15 protein-coding genes are annotated in these 17,851 nt (G+C 62.6%); 10 read left to right on the forward strand and 5 right to left on the reverse strand.

Going from position 1 to position 17,851, the window contains the following annotated elements; translation table 11 throughout:
- Positions 1 to 20: 20 nt before the first annotated feature.
- The 3 genes from EC912_RS06990 (at position 21) to EC912_RS07000 (ending at position 2,202) form a co-directional block, all read left to right on the forward strand.
- Entirely contained in the window at positions 21 to 560 is a 540-nt protein-coding gene (locus EC912_RS06990; RefSeq protein WP_132142416.1) for a hypothetical protein, read from the forward strand.
- A gap of 204 nt (positions 561 to 764) precedes the next feature.
- Positions 765 to 1,259 (forward strand): hypothetical protein, encoded by a 495-nt coding sequence (locus tag EC912_RS06995; RefSeq protein WP_132142417.1) that lies wholly within the window; start codon positions 765 to 767, stop codon positions 1,257 to 1,259.
- A 25-nt stretch (positions 1,260 to 1,284) separates the two neighbouring features.
- Positions 1,285 to 2,202: a hypothetical protein gene (locus EC912_RS07000; protein ID WP_132142418.1), complete on the forward strand. Its 918-nt coding sequence runs from the start codon at positions 1,285 to 1,287 to the stop codon at positions 2,200 to 2,202.
- Positions 2,203 to 2,226: 24 nt separating this feature from the next.
- Here the strand turns inward: EC912_RS07000 and EC912_RS07005 are convergent, their stop codons facing one another.
- Together EC912_RS07005 and EC912_RS07010 are read right to left on the reverse strand one after the other, a co-directional pair.
- On the reverse strand, positions 2,227 to 2,997 hold the full coding sequence (locus EC912_RS07005; RefSeq protein WP_132142419.1) for a hypothetical protein: 771 nt from the start codon (positions 2,995 to 2,997) through the stop codon (positions 2,227 to 2,229).
- Positions 2,998 to 3,006: 9 nt separating this feature from the next.
- Positions 3,007 to 3,636 carry a thymidine kinase gene (locus tag EC912_RS07010; protein WP_132142420.1) on the reverse strand — a complete coding sequence of 210 codons (630 nt, stop codon included), beginning with the start codon at positions 3,634 to 3,636 and terminating at the stop codon, positions 3,007 to 3,009.
- Positions 3,637 to 3,793: 157 nt separating this feature from the next.
- Between EC912_RS07010 and EC912_RS07015 the strand changes: the two genes are divergently transcribed.
- Positions 3,794 to 5,785 carry a UvrD-helicase domain-containing protein gene (locus EC912_RS07015; protein WP_132142421.1) on the forward strand — a complete coding sequence of 664 codons (1,992 nt, stop codon included), beginning with the start codon at positions 3,794 to 3,796 and terminating at the stop codon, positions 5,783 to 5,785.
- 68 nt (positions 5,786 to 5,853) lie between these two features.
- Here EC912_RS07015 and EC912_RS07020 read toward each other — a convergent pair whose 3' ends face one another.
- Both EC912_RS07020 and EC912_RS07025 read right to left on the reverse strand, forming a co-directional pair.
- Positions 5,854 to 6,882 (reverse strand): AI-2E family transporter, encoded by a 1,029-nt coding sequence (locus tag EC912_RS07020; RefSeq protein WP_132142854.1) that lies wholly within the window; start codon positions 6,880 to 6,882, stop codon positions 5,854 to 5,856.
- A gap of 58 nt (positions 6,883 to 6,940) precedes the next feature.
- Positions 6,941 to 7,960, reverse strand: a complete 1,020-nt coding sequence (locus EC912_RS07025) for an AI-2E family transporter (protein WP_132142422.1) — start codon at positions 7,958 to 7,960, stop codon at positions 6,941 to 6,943.
- A gap of 130 nt (positions 7,961 to 8,090) precedes the next feature.
- Between EC912_RS07025 and EC912_RS07030 the strand changes: the two genes are divergently transcribed.
- The 6 genes from EC912_RS07030 (at position 8,091) to EC912_RS07055 (ending at position 16,978) form a co-directional block, all read left to right on the forward strand.
- Positions 8,091 to 9,005, forward strand: a complete 915-nt coding sequence (locus tag EC912_RS07030; RefSeq protein WP_132142423.1) for a 5'-nucleotidase, lipoprotein e(P4) family — start codon at positions 8,091 to 8,093, stop codon at positions 9,003 to 9,005.
- A 252-nt stretch (positions 9,006 to 9,257) separates the two neighbouring features.
- On the forward strand, positions 9,258 to 10,235 hold the full coding sequence (locus EC912_RS07035; protein ID WP_132142424.1) for a hypothetical protein: 978 nt from the start codon (positions 9,258 to 9,260) through the stop codon (positions 10,233 to 10,235).
- Between the two features lie 26 nt (positions 10,236 to 10,261).
- Positions 10,262 to 12,856 (forward strand): glycerol-3-phosphate 1-O-acyltransferase PlsB, encoded by a 2,595-nt coding sequence (gene plsB, locus EC912_RS07040; protein ID WP_132142425.1) that lies wholly within the window; start codon positions 10,262 to 10,264, stop codon positions 12,854 to 12,856.
- Positions 12,857 to 12,930: 74 nt separating this feature from the next.
- Positions 12,931 to 13,689: a bifunctional demethylmenaquinone methyltransferase/2-methoxy-6-polyprenyl-1,4-benzoquinol methylase UbiE gene (gene ubiE, locus EC912_RS07045; RefSeq protein ID WP_132142426.1), complete on the forward strand. Its 759-nt coding sequence runs from the start codon at positions 12,931 to 12,933 to the stop codon at positions 13,687 to 13,689.
- A 354-nt stretch (positions 13,690 to 14,043) separates the two neighbouring features.
- Positions 14,044 to 15,900 (forward strand): M1 family metallopeptidase, encoded by a 1,857-nt coding sequence (locus tag EC912_RS07050; protein WP_132142427.1) that lies wholly within the window; start codon positions 14,044 to 14,046, stop codon positions 15,898 to 15,900.
- Positions 15,901 to 15,979: 79 nt separating this feature from the next.
- The gene (locus EC912_RS07055) at positions 15,980 to 16,978 is read left to right on the forward strand and encodes an alpha/beta fold hydrolase (protein ID WP_243649179.1); all 999 of its coding nucleotides are present in this window, start codon (positions 15,980 to 15,982) and stop codon (positions 16,976 to 16,978) included.
- Positions 16,979 to 17,042: 64 nt separating this feature from the next.
- On the opposite strand, the gene EC912_RS07060 is transcribed toward EC912_RS07055, so the two are convergent.
- Entirely contained in the window at positions 17,043 to 17,810 is a 768-nt protein-coding gene (locus tag EC912_RS07060; protein WP_132142428.1) for a M48 family metallopeptidase, read from the reverse strand.
- Between the last annotated feature and the right edge of the window lie 41 nt (positions 17,811 to 17,851).

A 17,851-nucleotide genomic window follows, 5' to 3' on the forward strand; every position in this document is an offset into this window, starting at 1 on the left:
AAGTCACCACCTCATAACCTATGGCGATCCATCGAAAGGATCGTCATGCGAGAAAGAAAGGAATCGCTCTGCTGCTTGCCCTGGCAAGCCTCCACGCCAGCGCCGGAGATCGCCCCTATGTCCATGATCTCGATCGCCGCTTCGATCAGTACACCTGGGTAACTACCCACAATTCGTTCAACACCCGGCTCTCTCCCGTACCGAACCAGAGCAGGGACATCTCCCAACAGCTCATCGATGGCGTGCGCGGCCTGTCGCTGGACCTGCACGAATTCGGCTTGCCGGCCGGCACGACATTCACTTTATTCGACTCACCTAACGGGAAACGATCCGACGATTACACGACGATTCGCGTCCTCGGGGATATCACGAACCGATCGGTCGTTATCCCTTCGTTTCATACCTCGTACAACGACGGTAACGTGTCGGTCGATGCACGATACCGAAATGGCCTGGATGGAAAAATCTCCCGCGTGGAGCTCACGCCGGCAACCTCTCAGCCCACTCCTCCAATCATCAGGCTACCGCCTCCCGGTTCGCGGGTGGAGCCGGGCAAATGAAACAACGCACCGGCATGCACCTATCGGGAGCTGTTCGTTCATGAGAATGCCGTACTCGGCGTAGCGCGTCATTTTTCTGCGCGCCATGTCAGCGCTCACCCACAAAACAACCCGGCAACACCCTAGTCTCTGAGCAGGCAAGCGCTTAGACGAAATTCCTGCGCGCCGACATAACCTAAAGGCCCGACCGAAAGGATGCCTGTCATGAAGACGAAAGGATTCGTCGCCCTTCTTGCGCTGACCTGCGCCACGCCGACGCTGGCCAGCCCTCCCTATGTCCACGATCTGGACAGGCCTTTCAACGAATACACATGGGTGACCACACACAATGCGTTCGCCACGAGAGCGTTTCTCTTTCCTCCACCGAATGGCGGCATCGTCTGCGGCATTCCCGGGCGCGAGAAGACAACCGTGGACCTCAAGGCGCGGGACAATCTTGGCTGCGAAAACGACGATGCCTCATCGGCCACTCTCACGGGGCTTCGTGCCGGCACCCAGCTCAACGTATTCGATTCGCCAGACTCGGACATCAAGGACGACTACGCGCTCATCGTCGTCCGGCGCGACATTGTCGGCCGGGAAGTCACCATTCCATCCTTTGAGCGATCGTATAGCGACGACGATGGGGTTGTGCAGTCGCACTACCGCAATGGCCTGGACGGATACGTATCGCGCCTTAGCCTGGACCCTGGGCAATGACGGCCAATGATCGCAAGGACGCATCATGAAACGGCTACTACTCCTGCTCGCACTCGGCTTCGCAACGGCTACGCAGACGATGGCGACCGAAATACAAGACCTCGACCGGCGCTATGACCAGTACACGTGGCTGACCACGCACAACGCGTTCAACGTGGGATTCGGCGGCAACCAGAATCGATCGATCCCCGAGCAACTCGGCGACGGCGTACGCGGCCTGATGATCGACATACACGATGACAATGGGCGCGCCATCGTCTGCCATAGCTGTTACACGGGAGGCCCGTATTTCGCCGATGTCCTCGGCAAGCAAATCGTGCCGTTCCTCCATGCCAATCCGGAAGCCGTCGTCATGATTCACCTCGACGACTTCGCCTCGCGCGAAACATTGCATCGGGAGTTCGACAACGTTCCCGGTCTTGCCCCACTGACATTCAATCCCGATACGTGGAAAACGGATCAATGGCCTACGTTGCGGCAAATGATCGCTACGGGACAACGACTACTGATCTTCGATATTCCGAAGAACACACAGACCAACACGGGGGATTACGAGACACCCGATGGCAATGTGCACGTGATGGCGGGCGACGAAGCAACCGTGGAGAATTACTGGAGTCTTGGCCTCACGCAGTGGATGCACGACTTCAGTTGCTACAGCCGATGGAAGCCACGCATACCTCTCACCACGGGAACGGTTGCATGGGAAGACAAATCATGGAACCGGCTCTTCGTCATGAACCAGTTCCATGGCGTGGCCTTCACGGCCGATGCGAAATTCGACAACAGCATGGAGGCCCTGATGGACCGCTTCGAGAACTACTGCTTCCCGGCGGCGGGACGAAAACCCAACTACGTCGCCATCGACCGGTACGACATTGGCGATGGCAAGGCATTCGTCAAGGCGTTGAACGAAGGAACGATCGGGCCACGCGAGCACTGAACACTCAAGCGCAGCCCGACACCCTCAGTCGGGCCAGCGCATATCCGCATGGGTGTTGTTGAAACGCGGATCGCTTTCGTCGCCGCCGAGCTTCACGGTAAGGCCATTCGCGATACCGTCGACCTCCATGACCTGGCCATCGCTGAAACGGGCACCGAAAGCCTGCAATTCGACGAGGTTTTCAGCGAGGGCGCCGGCGCGGTCGATCTCGCGATCGGGCACGTTCGTCAGACTGATATCCGGACGGCCAAACTTGCGCATGCCGCGCGTACGAATCCATGAGCGACCGCGAATTTCCTCGGGGCTGCACAGGATCAGCACGTGATGGCGCGGCGGCGCGCCGCCCTGCACGAGGTAATGGTCGCGCCAGCTCTGGGCATCGAACAACGTGAGAATCTGCGGATCGATAACGACCTTGCCGCCGATGTCGGTCAATGCGGCGACGACGCCCAGCGTGTCGCGCAAGTAATCCAGACCGGGCCTGTCGGGAAAACGACCGCGAATGGCGATCACATGCGGCGCGGCCTTCGCGGCGGCGAACGCCTCGGGGTTGTCTTCCTTCAGCACCTCGCCGAGCGCGCCCGAGAGGGGATAGCCCTCCCAGCGGGACAGCACGGTGTTCTGGAAGCGCTGGAGTTCCACGCCTTCGGGCAAGCCGGGACTACCGTACTTCGCGGCCGGAATCACCAGATCCTCGGGGAACGCGCCGAAGACGAAAAACAGCAGCAAGCCTTGTTCGTCGCTTTCCTGCCAGTAAGGGCGGGGCCAGTTTGGGGTATTGGTCTCGTCGGTCACAGTGGTTCCTTAGCCTTCGCCAAGCGGCAGTACGGACTGCTGCAATTCGATACGTCCATCGCCAGCGGTGATGGTCTTGAACTCCGCCCGGCTCACGGAGACATAGCGGTCGTTGCCGCCGATCTCAACCTGCGGCCCCTGGGTGACGGCGCGGCCCTGTTCATCCACGCGCACGACCATCGTCGCCTTCCGGCCGCTATGGCAGATGGTCTTGATCTCGTCCAGGTTGTCGGCCCAGGCCAGCAGGTACTGGCTACCCTCGAACAGTTCGCCCCGGAAATCCGTGCGCAGGCCGTAGGCCAGCACCGGGATATTCAGCCGGTCGACCACGTCGGTCAGCTGCCAGACCTGGGCCTTGCTCAGGAACTGGGCCTCGTCGACCAGCACGCAGTGCAGCTGGCCGCGCGAGGCGATATCGGCCTCGACGGTGGCAAAGATATTTTCGTCGGCGGCAAAACGCATCGCCCGCGCCTGCAGGCCGATCCGCGAGGCAACCACGCCTTCGCCGTAACGATTGTCCAGTGCCGGCGTGAGAATCAGCGTGCGCATGCCGCGCTCGTGATAATTGTGCGCACTCTGCAGCAGCGTGGTCGTCTTGCCGGCGTTCATCGCCGAATAATAGAAATACAGCTTGGCCATGGTTGCGCCCCGAACGTGACCGCACATGGTAACGCGAGCCGTGCGCCGGGGCACCGGCACCCGGCGGAGCGAGCTGTCCCAAGGCTCTCCGGCCAGCAGGGCTGGCTCTGCTAACATCCCCTCGCCCGATCCTCTAGCGCCAACGGCCCCCGACTCCATGCTCAATCCGCAACAACACGCGGCGGTCGAATACTGCGACGGCCCGCTCCTCGTGCTGGCCGGCGCCGGCTCCGGCAAGACGCGCGTCATCACCGAGAAAATCTCGCACCTGATCTCGCGCCGGCACCTGGCGCCCGAGAAGATCGCGGCCATTACGTTCACTAACAAAGCCGCGAAGGAAATGCGCGAGCGCGTGAGCAAGCTCATCTCCGACGACGCCTCTAAGGCGCTGACGGTGTGCACGTTCCACGCCCTGGGCCTGAAGTTCCTGCAGATCGAGCATGACCGCGCCCAGCTGCGCCGCGGCTTCTCGGTGCTGGACGCCGACGACAGCGGCAACATGATCAAGGAGCTGTCGCCGAAGGGCATCAAGCCGGACGTGCTCAATGGCATCCGCAATCTCGTCGGCCGGGCCAAGAACGCGGGACTGACGCCCGACGAGGCGATGGCGGCAGCGCGCAGCCCACGCGAGCTGGAGGCGGCCCAGATCTACGACATGTACCAGACGCGCTTGGCCGCGTTCAACGCGGTCGACTTCGACGATCTGATCCGTCTTCCGCTGCGCATCCTCGAAGCCGACGACGAAGCCCGCGCCATCTGGCAGGAACGCCTGCGCTACCTGCTCGTCGACGAATATCAGGATACCAACGACGCCCAGTACCGCCTGTTGCGCACGCTGACCGGGACGAAGGGCCGCTTCACCTGCGTGGGCGACGACGACCAGAGCATCTATGCCTGGCGCGGCGCCAATCCGGAAAACATCGACCAGCTCGGCAAGGACTTCCCGCAGCTTCGCGTGATCAAGCTCGAACAGAACTATCGCTGCGCCAAACGCATCCTGCGCGCCGCGAACCATCTGATCGCCAATAATCCGCACGTGCACGAAAAGAAACTCTGGAGCGATCACGCGGAAGGGCCGCCGATCCGCGTACTGGAATGCAAGGACAACGAACACGAAGCCGAGCGCGTCGCATCGATCGCCGCCAGCTTGCACGAAAAGTACAAGGACAAGGTTCGCTGGAGCGATTTCACCATCCTCTACCGCGGCAACTTCCAGGCTCGCGCGCTGGAAAAAGCGCTGCGTCTGGCTCGCGTTCCGTACCATCTGAGCGGCGCTCTTTCCTTCCTCGATCGCGCCGAGGTCAAGGACATCCTTTGCTATCTGCGTCTGCTGACCAATCCGACCGACGACGCCGCGTTCCTGCGCGTGGTCAACGTACCCAAACGCGAAATCGGCGCCACGACGCTGGAGAAGCTCGGCACGATGGCGCAGACGCGTAACGCATCGCTGCTGGAAGCCTCGCGCAGCGATGCGGTACTGAAGACCATCGCGCCGCGCTCGGCGTCGGCGCTGGCATCCTTCTCGCGCCTCATCGACGAATTGCGCAGTTCATCGATTCACCAGAGCGCCGCCGATCTGGTCGAAACGGTGCTGGATCGCACCGGTTATGCCGCACAAATCGCATCGACCATCGCCGATCCGACCCTGCGCGAGCGCAAGCTCGGCAACCTGCGCGAACTGGCCGACTGGTTCCGCGCCATGGGCAAGGACGGCGGCCGTACGGGCGATCTCACGGCGCAGCTTGCTCTGCTGAGCCATGCCGATCGCGACGATCCGGGCAACGCACTGCGCATGATGACGCTGCACTCGGCCAAGGGCCTGGAGTTCCGTTTCGTCTTCATCGTGGGCTGCGAAGACGGCACACTGCCGCACGAAGGCGCCATCGACGAAGGGCGTCTCGACGAAGAGCGTCGCCTGATGTACGTAGGCATCACGCGTGCGAAGGAACTGCTCACGCTGTCTTTCTCGGCGCGCTCGAGGAAGTACGGCGAAGTGCTGTCGAACGATCCCAGCCGCTTCCTGCAGGAATTACCGCAGGACGATCTGCATTGGGATGGCAAAGACCCCGACGCCGATGCCGAGGTCACACGCGAAACAGCGGCGACGCACATGGCCAGGATCAAGGCGATGCTGGCGGGCGGGGTCTGAACCGACCGCTCGCCCCACCATTTTTGTAGAGCGCGCCTGCGCGCGCCTACAAAAAGAGCGGCGGGGTGTCAGATCAGCCGCTCCGCTTCCAACTCGCTCTTCAGATACGCGTAGTAAATCGGCGCGGCCACCAGTCCAGCCAGTCCGAACGCGGCTTCGAATACCAGCATCGCCACCAGCAGTTCCCAGGTGCGCGCGCGGATCTGTCCGCCGACGATGCGCGCGTTGAGGAAGTATTCGAGCTTGTGCACGACGATAAGAAAACCCAGCGCCGCAATGCCCACCCACAGCGACACGGATAGTCCGGCGATGGTGATCAACGTGTTCGAGATGAGATTGCCGACAACCGGCAACAACCCGACCACGAACGTGACGATAACGAGCGTCTTGGCCAGCGGCACATTGATACCGAACAGCGGCAGTCCGATCAGCAGGAACAGAGCGGCCAGGGTCGTGTTGATCGCCGATATCTTCAGCTGGGCGAAGATGATGTTGTGGAATGCCTCGGCGAGACGCTTCGTACGCGTCGCCAGCTCGAACGCTAGCGGGTGCGCCGGACGACCACCCGCACCATGACTCAGCGCCACGATGCCGCCCAGCACCAGACCGATGACGATGTGGGCAAAGACCCGTGCGGCGGTCGTACCGACCAGTTGCAGATCGACCGCGTGCTTCTTTGCCAGCGTCATGCCCTGCTCCCTGAGATCGCCGAGGCTATCGGGGAGATTCGAGGTAAGAAAGGCAGGCAATTGCTCGTGCGCCTTGGTCAGCAACGGCAACAGCTTCGTATTCCATAGTTCGTCCGGGCTACCCAGATCGCGCCGGTAGAAGCCAAGTCCGCCGGCCACGATGAGGATAATGGCGCCGACGACGACCACGGTGACAAAGCCCACCGCGATCAGACGCTGCCGCTCGCCCGGCAGGAAGCGGCGCAGGACGGGAGTCAGCGTTTCGACCACTTCGTAGACCAGCAGGCCGGCGAGCAGCGCGGAGACGAGGTGCAGCATGAGTACGCCCCACAACGCGACGGCGGCCAGCACATAGCTGGCGATGCGTATATTACGGGTGTTGGCGGGGGTGTCGATCATGCGCTCCATCCATTGACGAACGCCCGGCGGGCGTCGGTGCGGCATTGCATCAGTGCCGACATGAAACCTAGATCAACCGCTCCGCTTCCAGCTCGCTCTTCAGGTAAGCGTAGTAAATCGGTGCGGCGACCAGTCCAGGGAGCCCGAACGCCGCTTCCAGCAGCAGCATGGCGACCAGCAGCTCCCACGCGCGGGCACGGATCTGGGTGCCGACGATGCGCGCGTTCAGAAAATATTCGAGCTTGTGGATCAGGATCAGGAAGCCGAGCGCCGCGACGCCGACGGACAGCGAGACGGACAGACCGGCGATCGTGATGGCCGTGTTCGACAGAAGGTTTCCTATCACCGGAAGCAGACCGACGATGAAGGTGATGACGATCAGCGTCTTGGTCAGCGGCAGGTGCACGCCGAACATCGGAAGCACCACCAGCAGGAAGATCGCGGTGAACGTGGTGTTGACCAGGGATATCTTGATCTGCGCGAACACGATGTTGTGGAACGCGTCGGCGAGCCGTGCCGCGCGCAGGCTGAGTTCGGCGGCCAGCGGGCCGACCTGGTGCGCGGGGCGTGCGCGGCTCAGCGCAACGATCGCACCGAGTACCAGTCCGATGATGATGTGCACGAAGACGCGCGCGGCCTCTTTACCCGCAAGCTGCAGGGTAACGGCATGGGAACGCGTCCATTCCATCGCCGTGATACGCAGGTCGTCCACGCTGTCCGGAAGACGCTCGACGATGGACTGCGGCAACTGCGAACGCGCGCGCTCGACCAGCGGCATGAGTTTGTTCTGCCAGAGGTCCTGTGGATTGCCGACCTCGTTCCTGAAGAAGCTGATAGCGCCAAGGATCAACAGGATCAGCAGGCCGACCACGACGATGCCGATCAGCGCCACGGCCAGTACGCGCGCACGGTCGCCGGCCAGCCGGCGTCCCATCAGCGGCGCGACGGACACCACCACTTCGTATACGAGCAGTCCCGCCAGCAGGGCCGGCAGCAGGCGAAGATAGAGAACGAAAAAGAGACCGGCGGCGGCTCCGACGTAACTGGCGATGCGTATAGCGTGCGACGGCTTCTTTTCGACACCCATGAGACATACCGGACGACAGGAGGCCCGAGTCTGGCAGGTGGACGGGTTGCGGGCCAGTGGTTCCGGTGTCTCCTGCCTGTCGTAAACTTGCCCGACTATCTCGACGTTCCATCCAGGGGATTTCCGCTCCATGTCTTTCAAGCTCCTTCCGGTCGCGCTGGCGTCCGTTCTCGTTCTCGCCGGCTGCGCGTCCGGTCCCGCTACGGCTCCGAAGCATGTCGACACGTCGACGATGGCGAAAGAAGAGGCCGCCGCGCCCAAGGGACGCGCCGCGGACGACAACCTCAACGCCGTCGCCTGGTCGCAGCATGCGGTAGAGCACGACCTGATCTACACCGAGGTCTTCCGCAACGCGCGGGAGAAACTGCTCGCGGCAAAGAAAGACCCGAAGTGGGATGCGCTGGCGCATGACGACCGCGCGGCGCACAAGGACCTCAAGGGTCTGAAACCCGCCATCGTTCTCGACATCGACGAAACCGTTCTCGACAACTCGCCCTATCAGGCACGTCTGGTGCGCTCCGGCGGCGAATTCAACGAGGCCGACTGGGCCGCGTGGTGCAAGGAAGCCATCGCGCGTCCGTTGCCGGGCGCGCTGGAACTGACGAAGTTCGCCGCCGACCACGGCATCGCGGTTATCTACATCTCCAATCGCGCCAAGGATCTGGATACCGCCACGCTTTCGAACCTGCGTACGGCCGGTTTCCCGGTGGCGGGGCCCGATTCGTTCCTGGGCCTGGGTACGTTTGTCGAAGACTGCGAACAGGTCGGGACGGAGAAGGGTTGCCGACGTCAGCGCGTTGCCAGCCAGTACCGCGTACTGATGCAGTTCGGCGATCAGATCGGCGACTTCGTCAACGTACTCGGCAATAACGCCGAAGGCCGCGCGAAGGCCATCGCGCCCTATGGCGACTGGTTCGGACAGCGCTGGTTCGTGCTCCCCAATCCGACGTACGGCTCGTGGGAACCGGCCCTGTTCGACAACGACTACACGGCTCCCCGCGAGGAACGCCGCCAGAAGAAAATCGACTCGCTGCGCATTAACTAATAAAAACAATAAGTTAAACACTAACATCTAACGTATTGCTTTAACTTTGTCGCACAACTATCATCGCACTCGCCAAAACCGCTGAACCAAAAGCCAAGCGGACGAGGCCATTTCCCTTACCGGCTTCGGGCCGGATAGCCCCGTGAGGCCTTGCGCCTCCGGGGTTTTTCTTTTTACGGTTGTGGGCCGACCCTTCGCCCGCGTACGCTGACCGACCCCATGCGTCACGCGATGCGTGTCGAGAGTCCTCCCATGCGCCGCCTCCTGCTCCGCTCCCTGTGGTTCGCACCGCTGCTGGTCATCGCACTGGCGGCTGGCTGCGGCAAGAAAGAAACGCCCGCCACACCGGAAACCAGCTCACCGGAAGAAACCGTTCGCGCATCGCTGGTCCTGTTGCGCGACGGACAGTTCGACGCCTTCTGGCAACACGCGCTGCCGCCTGCCGATTACCGCGACCTCAAAGCCGACTGGCCGAAGCGCGATGCGGCGAACGAACCGCTTACCGCCGATGACCGCGAACGATTCGCTACCGGCGTAAAGCGACTCACCGAAGCGGACGCCGAGAAAAAACTCTTCGCCAGCCTGAAGCCGACGCTGATCCAGTACGACCGCGAATACAAAGACCAGATGATCCTGACCCTGGGTATCTTCCAGTCGATGGCCATCACCGCCATCGATCAGGCGAAGGACCTGACCTTGTCCCAGAAGCGCCAGTTACGCGACGCGCTGGTCATCCTCAATCCCTGGGCCCAGACGGTGCCCTGGGGAGACCAGGCCAAGGCGAAGGAGGCGATCGCGATCGTTACCGACACGGCCCGCAAGCTGAACCTGTCGACGCCCGAAGACATGCGCACGATGGATTTCGACACCAGCATGAAACGTTACGCGATCGTCTGGAGCGGCCTGAAGCGCACGCTGGACGTTTACGGTCTGTCGCTGGACAAAAGCTTCGATTCGGTCGCGGTGGACACGCTGGAGAACGGCGGCGGCTCCGCCCACGTCAAGATCCGCTACACCTTGCTGGACAAGCCGATGGAGACCGAGGCCACCCTCGTACAGCTCGATGGCCGCTGGTACGACAGCGACATGCTTCAGAGCGTTCGCGAACAGCACGCCCGCCTGATGCCCCCCGCGACGCCCGCGCCCACAACCAGCGCGCCGCTGCCGGCACCCGCCAGTTCCGTACCCTCCACTGCCGGTGCGCCGGTAGCGGACGCACCCCGCCATTGAGGCCTTACAATGCAAGGATGCCTGACATGTCTATGACTTCGGACCCGCACGTCCCGCGCGCGCGATCCCCCTGGTGGTTCAACCTGCTGGGGCGCCTCCTCGAACCCTGGGTCCGCATCAAGCGGGAACCTTCGGAACCCGCGAGCCTGCTCAATAGCCAGACCGCCGTCTGCTACGCCATCGAACGCGACGGCGTGTCCGATGCGCTGATCCTGGAGCGCGCCTGCCGCGAGGCTGGCATGCCCAGCCCCATGCAGATACTGAATCTGCCCGGCCGCCGCCGTCGTTCGGTGTTTTCGCTGAGCCGCCGCCAGGGCTGGCTGTTCGGGCGTACTGACTCGCGCGGACCCAAGGAACCCATCGGACAGCTCATCCAGGCTCTGGAAGATGCACCCGAGCGCGATATCCAGGTCGTACCCGTCTCGATTTACGTCGGCCGCGCGCCCAACCGCGAGAGCGGCTGGTTCAGCGTGCTGTTCGCGGAAAACTGGATCGTCGTCGGCCGCTTCCGGCGCATGCTCGCGCTGCTGTTGAACGGTCGCGACACCGTCGTGCATTTCTCCCCGCCCGTCTCGCTGCGCAGCGTGCTCGGCGAATCGCATGGCCTGACGCCCGAGCGGCTCACGCGCAAGATCGCCCGCGTATTGCGCACGCACTTTCGCCGTATCCGCGCCGCGGTAATCGGACCGGACCTGTCGCATAAGCGCACCGTGGTCGATTCCGTCCTGAATGCCGAACCGGTACGCGCGGCGATCGCAGCCACCGCCGCCAGGGAAAATATCCCGCTGACGAAAGCGGCGCGGCGCGCTCGCGACTTCGCGCTGGAAATCGCGGCGGATTATTCGCATCCGGTCGTACGATCCACGTCATTCCTGTTATCGAATTTCTGGAACAAGCTTTACGACGGCATCGCCATGCATCACTTCGACAAGGCGCGCGCCGCGGCGCCCGGCCATGAAGTGGTCTACGTACCCTGCCATCGCAGCCATGCCGACTATCTGCTGCTGTCTTACCAGTTGCATCAGTCCGGTGTGGTACCGCCGCATATCGCCGCGGGCGTGAATCTGAACCTGCCCGTCATCGGCCCCATCCTCCGTCGCGGCGGCGCGTTCTTCCTGCGCCGCAGCTTCAAGGGCAACGCGATGTACTCGGTGGTGTTCAACGAATACCTCGCGCAGCTGGTCGATCGCGGCGTACCGCTCGAATACTTCATCGAAGGCGGACGTTCGCGCACGGGTCGCCTGCTGGCGCCGCGGGCCGGCATGCTGGTGATGACGGTCCGAGCGTTCCTTCGCGCACCGCGTCGCCCGGTCCTGTTCCAGCCCGTATACATCGGCTACGAGAAGCTGATGGAAGGCAAATCGTACGCTGGCGAACTGTCCGGCAAGCCCAAGGAAAAGGAATCGCTGCTGGGGCTGGTTCGCGGCCTGAAGGTGCTGCGTCAGCGCTATGGCCATGTCACGCTGAATTTCGGCGAACCTATCGAACTGAACCCGCTGCTGGATGCCGCCGCACCGGACTGGCGTGGCGTCGGCGGCGATCCGGACGCCAAGCCCGAGTGGCTGAACTCCGTGGTCGACGATCTGGCCGAGCGCATCCTGATCAACATCAACCGCGCGGCGGACGTCAATCCGATCAACCTGCTCGCACTGGCCCTGCTGGCCACGCCCAAGCACGCCATGGCCGAGAACGACCTGCTCGCGCAGCTCGACCTCATGAAAGCCATGATGGTCGAGCTGCCCTATTCCGACCGGGTCACGGTCACGCCGATGAATCCGGCCGGCATCATCGCCTATGGCGAACAGATGGGCTGGATCCGGCGCGTACGCCATCCCCTGGGCGACGTACTGGTCGCTGAAGGCGAACAGGCCACGCTGCTTTCGTACTTCCGCAACAACGTCCTGCACCTAAATGCCAGCGCGGCATGGGTCGCAACCTGCTTCCTCAACAATCGGCGCATGTCGCGTTCGTCGGTGTTGCGCCTGGGCCGCATCATCTATCCGTTTATCCAGGGCGAGCTGTTCCTCCCGTGGAACGACGAAGGCTTCGGCCAGCAGCTTCACGAAACCATCGATTTCTTCGTACGTCGCGGCATCCTGGAATCCAACGGCGAGGGACGTCTGCTCGAACGCGGCCCCGGTCAGGACGATGGCGCCTACCAGCTACGCGTGATTGCCCGAAGCATGTTGCAGGCATTCGAGCGCTATTACATCGCGATTGCTGCGCTGGTGAAAAACGGTCCGCATACGCTCACGGCGGCCGAGCTGGAAAACGCGTGCACGCTCACGGCGCAGCGGCTCAGCCTGCTCAACGAGCTATCGGCACCTGAGTTCTTCGACAAGGCACTCTTCCGCGGCTTCATCCAGAAGTTGCGCGAAGCGCGTATCGTCTGGACCGACGACGACGGTAAGCTCGATTTCGACGCGGTCCTGGAAGACATGGTGCGCGACGCGCGAGTGATCCTCGCACGCGAGATACGTCATTCCATCCTGAAGATCACGCCGGGCGGCGAAAACGATCGCGATCTGGATGCGCGGCCGCCGACCGATCCGGGCGCGACCAGTACCAGCGACTCACTGCACGAAAGACACGTGGCGGCCGAGCGGGAACGGCATTCGTGATGGGTTTTCGCGTCACCGCTTCGTTGGCTATCGCGCTCGAGAGCGCTCCTACATTCACTTATTGAAGTCCGACCATGACCGACGACAAGAACACCGGCACAACCCATTTCGGCTTTCGCGACGTGCCCGTCGACGACAAGCAGAAGCTCGTCGGCCAGGTCTTCACCTCGGTCGCGCGCAACTACGATCTGATGAACGACCTGATGTCGTTCGGCATTCATCGCCTGTGGAAGCGTCACTTCGTGGCGGTCAGCGGTGTGCGGCGCGGCGATCGCGTACTCGATCTGGCCGGCGGCACGGGCGACATCGCCGCGCTGTTGAAGCCGGTGGTCGGCGCGGAAGGCGAGGTCGTTGTCGGCGATATCAACGCCGCGATGCTGGGTGTGGGTCGCGACCGCCTCACGGATCGCGGGCTCGTTTCCGGCCTGCGTTGGGCCCAGATGAACGCCGAGGCGCTGCCCTTTCCGGATGCGAGTTTCGACGCCGTGACCATCGCCTTCGGCCTGCGCAACGTTACGGATAAGGACAAAGCGCTGGCCGACATGTGTCGCATCCTGAAACCCGGCGGCCGCGCACTTGTGCTGGAATTCTCGAAAGTGAAGAGCCCGCTCTTCAGCAAGCTCTACGACGTGCACTCGTTCAAGATCCTGCCGAAGCTCGGCAGCCTGTTCGCAGGCGACGCTAACAGCTACCAGTACCTCGCCGAATCCATCCGCAAGCATCCGGATCAGGAAACGTTGAAGGGCATGATGCTGCGCGCGGGCTTCGGGCATGTGGAGGTGCGCAACCTGACGAATGGCATCGTGGCGATTCATCGGGCTTATAAGCTCTAAATCACCACGAAGCCGACGTATCGCCCGCTCCCCCTCATCGTCATTCCCGCGCACACGGGAATCCGCAGCGTCATGGCCCAGATGAGCGACGACACCACACTGCAAGATCACGCGAAGTAACCGCCAGCCACACGTGGCCGCTGCGGATCCCGGCGTGCGCGGGAATGACGGTGAGGGTACGCAAACGTCGTTTGAACCCGTGACGGGAAGGTATGCGAGCGCCGCGCGAGGCGCGAGCAGGGATCGAACTGGTGCAGGTGCTGCACAGGGCGTGTCCCAGAGGCAACGACCGGCACACGTCCCTCTCGGCATGCAGTGGCATACTTGGACCTTTCCACCATCGGATCGCCCTCGATGCGCCTGCTTCCCCTCTTCGCACTGACCCTGGTCTTCCCGGCCGTGGCCCTCGCCGCCGACCCGCACAGCTACGCCCAGCCGGCGAAGGTGCGGGTGACGCATCTCGACCTCGACCTCAAGGTCGATTTCGCCCAGCGCCAGCTCGACGGCGGCGCGACACTGAAGCTCGACTGGAAGGACGCGAAAGCGAAGGACCTCGTCCTCGACACCCGCGACCTGAAGATCGCGAGCGTGGAAGCCGTCGGCACCGATGGCAAGACGCAGCCGCTGAAGTTCGCGCTGGCACCGCGCGACAAGGAACTGGGCAGCAAGCTCACGATTCAGGCACCGCAGCACCCCGCGCAGGTACGCATCGTCTACACGACGGTGCCCGAGGCTTCCGGCCTGCAGTGGCTACCGCCCGAGCAGACCGCGGACAAGAAGCTGCCCTTCATGTTCTCGCAGTCCGAATCGATCCACGCGCGCTCGTGGGTGCCGTTGCAGGATTCGCCGGCCATCCGCTTCACCTATAACGCGCATGTCACCGCGCCCAAGGACGTGCGCGTCGTCATGAGCGCGCTCAACGATGCGAAGCATCCGCTGGACGGCGACTTCACGTTCGCGCAGCCGCATCCGATTCCGTCCTATCTGCTCGCGATCGCCGCCGGCGGTATCGACGTGCGCGAAACCGGTCCGCGCAGCGCCGTCTACGCCGAACCCAGCGTGGTGGCGAAAGCCGCGCACGAATTCGAGGACACCGAAAAGCTCATTGCCACGACCGAAAAGCTCTACGGTCCGTATGCATGGGGCCGCTACGACATTCTCGTGCTGCCACCGTCGTTCCCGTACGGCGGCATGGAAAATCCGAACATGACGTTCGCGACACCGACCGTGCTGGTCGGCGACAAGAGCCTCGTATCGCTGGTATCGCACGAACTCGCGCATTCCTGGTCGGGCAACCTGGTGACAAGCGCCGCATGGCGCGACATCTGGCTCAACGAAGGCTTCACCACCTACGTTCAGGGCCGTATCACCGAAGCCGTCTATGGCAAGACGCTCGCCGACGAAGAAGCATTGCTATCGGCGCGCGCGCTGCAGAAGTCCATTGGCGAAATGTCCGCGAATTCGCAGAAATTGACGCCCGATCCGCGCGGCGTCGGCGCCGACGATTCGCTTTCGTCCGTCGCGTACGACAAGGGCTCGTGGTTCCTGCGCACGCTGGAGCAGCGCTTCGGTCGCGAAACCTTCGATGCTTACCTGCGCGGCTACTTCGATCATTTCGCGTTCCAGAGCATCGACACCGACACGATGTTCGCGTACCTGAAAACCAATCTACTCGACAAATATCCGGGCAAGATGAGCGAGGCCGAAGCGCGTGCATGGATCTGGCAGCCGGGCATCCCGAAGGACGCGCCGCTTCCTACGTCGCCGCGCTTCGACGGTATCGACAAGCAGCGCACCGACTTCCTTGCCGGCAAGCTCGCCGCCGACAAACTGGATGCAAAGACATGGAATACCCAGGAATGGATGTTCTTCCTCGATCGCCTGCCCGACGTAACGCCGCTGGAAAAGATCAAGGAAATCGACGCGGCATGGCATCTCACCGGTACGCCTAACGCCGAAATCGGTATGCGCTGGTACGTGCACGCCATCGCGGCGGGCGACAAGGATGTCTGGACGGCCGCCGGCGAACACATGGCCCGTATCGGACGCCTGTACCTGACGACGCCGGTCTACAGGGCATTCGCGAAGACGCCGGAAGGCCTGGCATTCGCCGAAGGCATCTACGCCAAAGCGAAGTCCGGCTACCACCCGATGACGCAGGGCGCGGTGGAAGGCATCTTCGCCAAGGCGAAGAAAGCGCAAGCAAAGTAAGTAAGGCAGACGGGCGGCGCCTTGATTGCGCCGCCCTCCTCCCGCATCTCGCGGGACATCCATCAAGAAAGACCGACTCATGGCAAAGCCACTTCCCGTCGTCAAAACCGATTCACGGCCGCTCTGGAAGCGGCTGCTGCTGCGTCGGCTGAAATTCCTCGTCGTGGTGGCCGCCGTACTTGGCGTGGGCTTCGGCGGCGTCTACCTGTTCGCACCCCAGCTATTGGTGAAGGCCGACTACGCCCGCCTGGCGATGGCGGCGCATCTGGAAAAGCACTCGGTGCAGGCGGGCGATACCAACTGGACGTACTACGAGGGCGGTCAGGGTCCGACGATCGTACTGCTTCACGGTTTCGCGGCGCGCAAGGAAGTCTGGCTGGAATCCGCGAAGGAGATGACCAACCACTTCCACGTCATCATTCCCGACCTGCCCGGCTGGGGTGAGTCGTCGCGCCTGACGGATGGCAATTACAACATCGACGCCCAGGCGGCCCGACTCGATGCCTTCTTCAGCACGCTCAATATGAAGGGCTTCATGCTGGTCGGCCATTCGATGGGCGGTGCCATCGCGGGCGTCTACGCCGCGGAGCATCCCGAGCGCATCGCCAGCCTCGTGCTGATGGATTCGCTGGGCCTGACGTTCAAGGAAAACGACTTCGCGCGCGAGGCGCTGGCGGGCAAGGATCCCTTTATCTTCGACGACCGTGCAAGCTTCGAAAAAGCCAACGAACTCGCCTTCCTGCATCCGCAAAATGTCCCCGGTCGCGTGGCCGATGTGTTCATCAAGGAAAACCAGAACGACCGCGCGTTCATCGAGCGCACGTTCAATCAGCTCAGGGACAAGTCCCAGTCGCTCGCACTGGACCCGCTGATCGGCAAGCTGACGATGCCGGTACTCGGCGTGTGGTGCCACGACGACAAGATCATCGACGTTTCCGCGCTGGAAACCCTGCGCAACGGACTCAAGTCGTCGCCGTCGATCTCCGCGACCGTGCTCAACGGCTGCAACCATATGCCGATGATGGAACGTCCGACGGAGACCGCGCAGATTCTTACGGGATTTGCGATCGCGCATTAAGTCGCGAACACCCAACGCGCTCGAAAGCGCTCCTACAACGGCGTATTGCTGTGTGTAGGAGCGCTCAGTCGGCAACGTCCGCAATCAAACGGTCCAGCTGCGCCTTCATCCCGCTGCCGTTTACCCGCAGCCAGTCCCGCTGTTCTTTGTAATCGGGAAGGATGCTCGCGACCCAGTTCCAGAAACGCGGCGAATGGTTGCGCACTTTCAGATGGCACAACTCATGGACCAGTACGTAGCGCAGGGCGGCCGGCGGAGCGAGCGCCAGGGCAAGGTCCAGGTTGATGCGGTCGCGGGTGTCCAGACTGCCCCACAGGCTCTTCAGGGGTCGTATGCGCAACGCGGTGGGCGCCGCATTGATCAGCGGCACGTACACCGGCAACCAGCGCGCCACATCGCGCCGGATCTGCATTTCGAAGAATGTAGCCAGCAGTCCCCGCGCGAGCATCAATCCGCGCGTATGCGGACGCGGCAACACCAGCGTCAGGTTCTCGCCGTGATGTTCGACTTTCGGATAAGAGCCTTCGGCCCAATCCAGATCGATCGTTTCGCCGCGTAACGGAAACGACGTGGCATGGCCGACCTTCAGCGCAGGTAACGGCTCGGAGTCGAGGTTGAACTCGCCGAGCTTCCGCTCCAGCCAGTCGGCGTGATGGCGAAGAAACGCCGTCATCTGTGCCGTATGCGTACCGTTGGGATAGGTAAGTCGCGCGCCTTTGGGCGTCACCGTCAGGCGCAGGCGACGCGCGCGCGGATGCGCCGCCTTCAGCACGCGAATAGTGCCTCCGGTCGGCGTCGCCAGTTCCAGCCAGTCGCCTTGGTCGTATGTCATGCCGCCCGTCTCGTGATTATCCGACGACGTCCATACCGTCA

Source organism: Luteibacter rhizovicinus (genome assembly GCF_004342265.1).
Taxonomy (GTDB): Bacteria; Pseudomonadota; Gammaproteobacteria; order Xanthomonadales; family Rhodanobacteraceae; genus Luteibacter; species Luteibacter rhizovicinus_B.

Excerpts from the sequence above, each read along its gene's own strand:
- EC912_RS06990 (WP_132142416.1), top strand. The coding sequence starts at position 21 with ATGGCGATCCATCGAAAGGATCGTCATGCGAGAAAGAAAGGAATCGCT.
- EC912_RS06995 (WP_132142417.1), top strand. The coding sequence starts at position 765 with ATGAAGACGAAAGGATTCGTCGCCCTTCTTGCGCTGACCTGCGCCACG.
- EC912_RS07000 (WP_132142418.1), top strand. The coding sequence starts at position 1,285 with ATGAAACGGCTACTACTCCTGCTCGCACTCGGCTTCGCAACGGCTACG.
- EC912_RS07010 (WP_132142420.1), bottom strand. The coding sequence starts at position 3,636 with ATGGCCAAGCTGTATTTCTATTATTCGGCGATGAACGCCGGCAAGACG.
- EC912_RS07015 (WP_132142421.1), top strand. The coding sequence starts at position 3,794 with ATGCTCAATCCGCAACAACACGCGGCGGTCGAATACTGCGACGGCCCG.
- EC912_RS07020 (WP_132142854.1), bottom strand. The coding sequence starts at position 6,882 with ATGGAGCGCATGATCGACACCCCCGCCAACACCCGTAATATACGCATC.
- EC912_RS07025 (WP_132142422.1), bottom strand. The coding sequence starts at position 7,960 with ATGGGTGTCGAAAAGAAGCCGTCGCACGCTATACGCATCGCCAGTTAC.
- EC912_RS07030 (WP_132142423.1), top strand. The coding sequence starts at position 8,091 with ATGTCTTTCAAGCTCCTTCCGGTCGCGCTGGCGTCCGTTCTCGTTCTC.
- EC912_RS07035 (WP_132142424.1), top strand. The coding sequence starts at position 9,258 with ATGCGCCGCCTCCTGCTCCGCTCCCTGTGGTTCGCACCGCTGCTGGTC.
- plsB (WP_132142425.1), top strand. The coding sequence starts at position 10,262 with ATGTCTATGACTTCGGACCCGCACGTCCCGCGCGCGCGATCCCCCTGG.
- ubiE (WP_132142426.1), top strand. The coding sequence starts at position 12,931 with ATGACCGACGACAAGAACACCGGCACAACCCATTTCGGCTTTCGCGAC.
- EC912_RS07050 (WP_132142427.1), top strand. The coding sequence starts at position 14,044 with ATGCGCCTGCTTCCCCTCTTCGCACTGACCCTGGTCTTCCCGGCCGTG.
- EC912_RS07055 (WP_243649179.1), top strand. The coding sequence starts at position 15,980 with ATGGCAAAGCCACTTCCCGTCGTCAAAACCGATTCACGGCCGCTCTGG.
- EC912_RS07060 (WP_132142428.1), bottom strand. The coding sequence starts at position 17,810 with ATGACATACGACCAAGGCGACTGGCTGGAACTGGCGACGCCGACCGGA.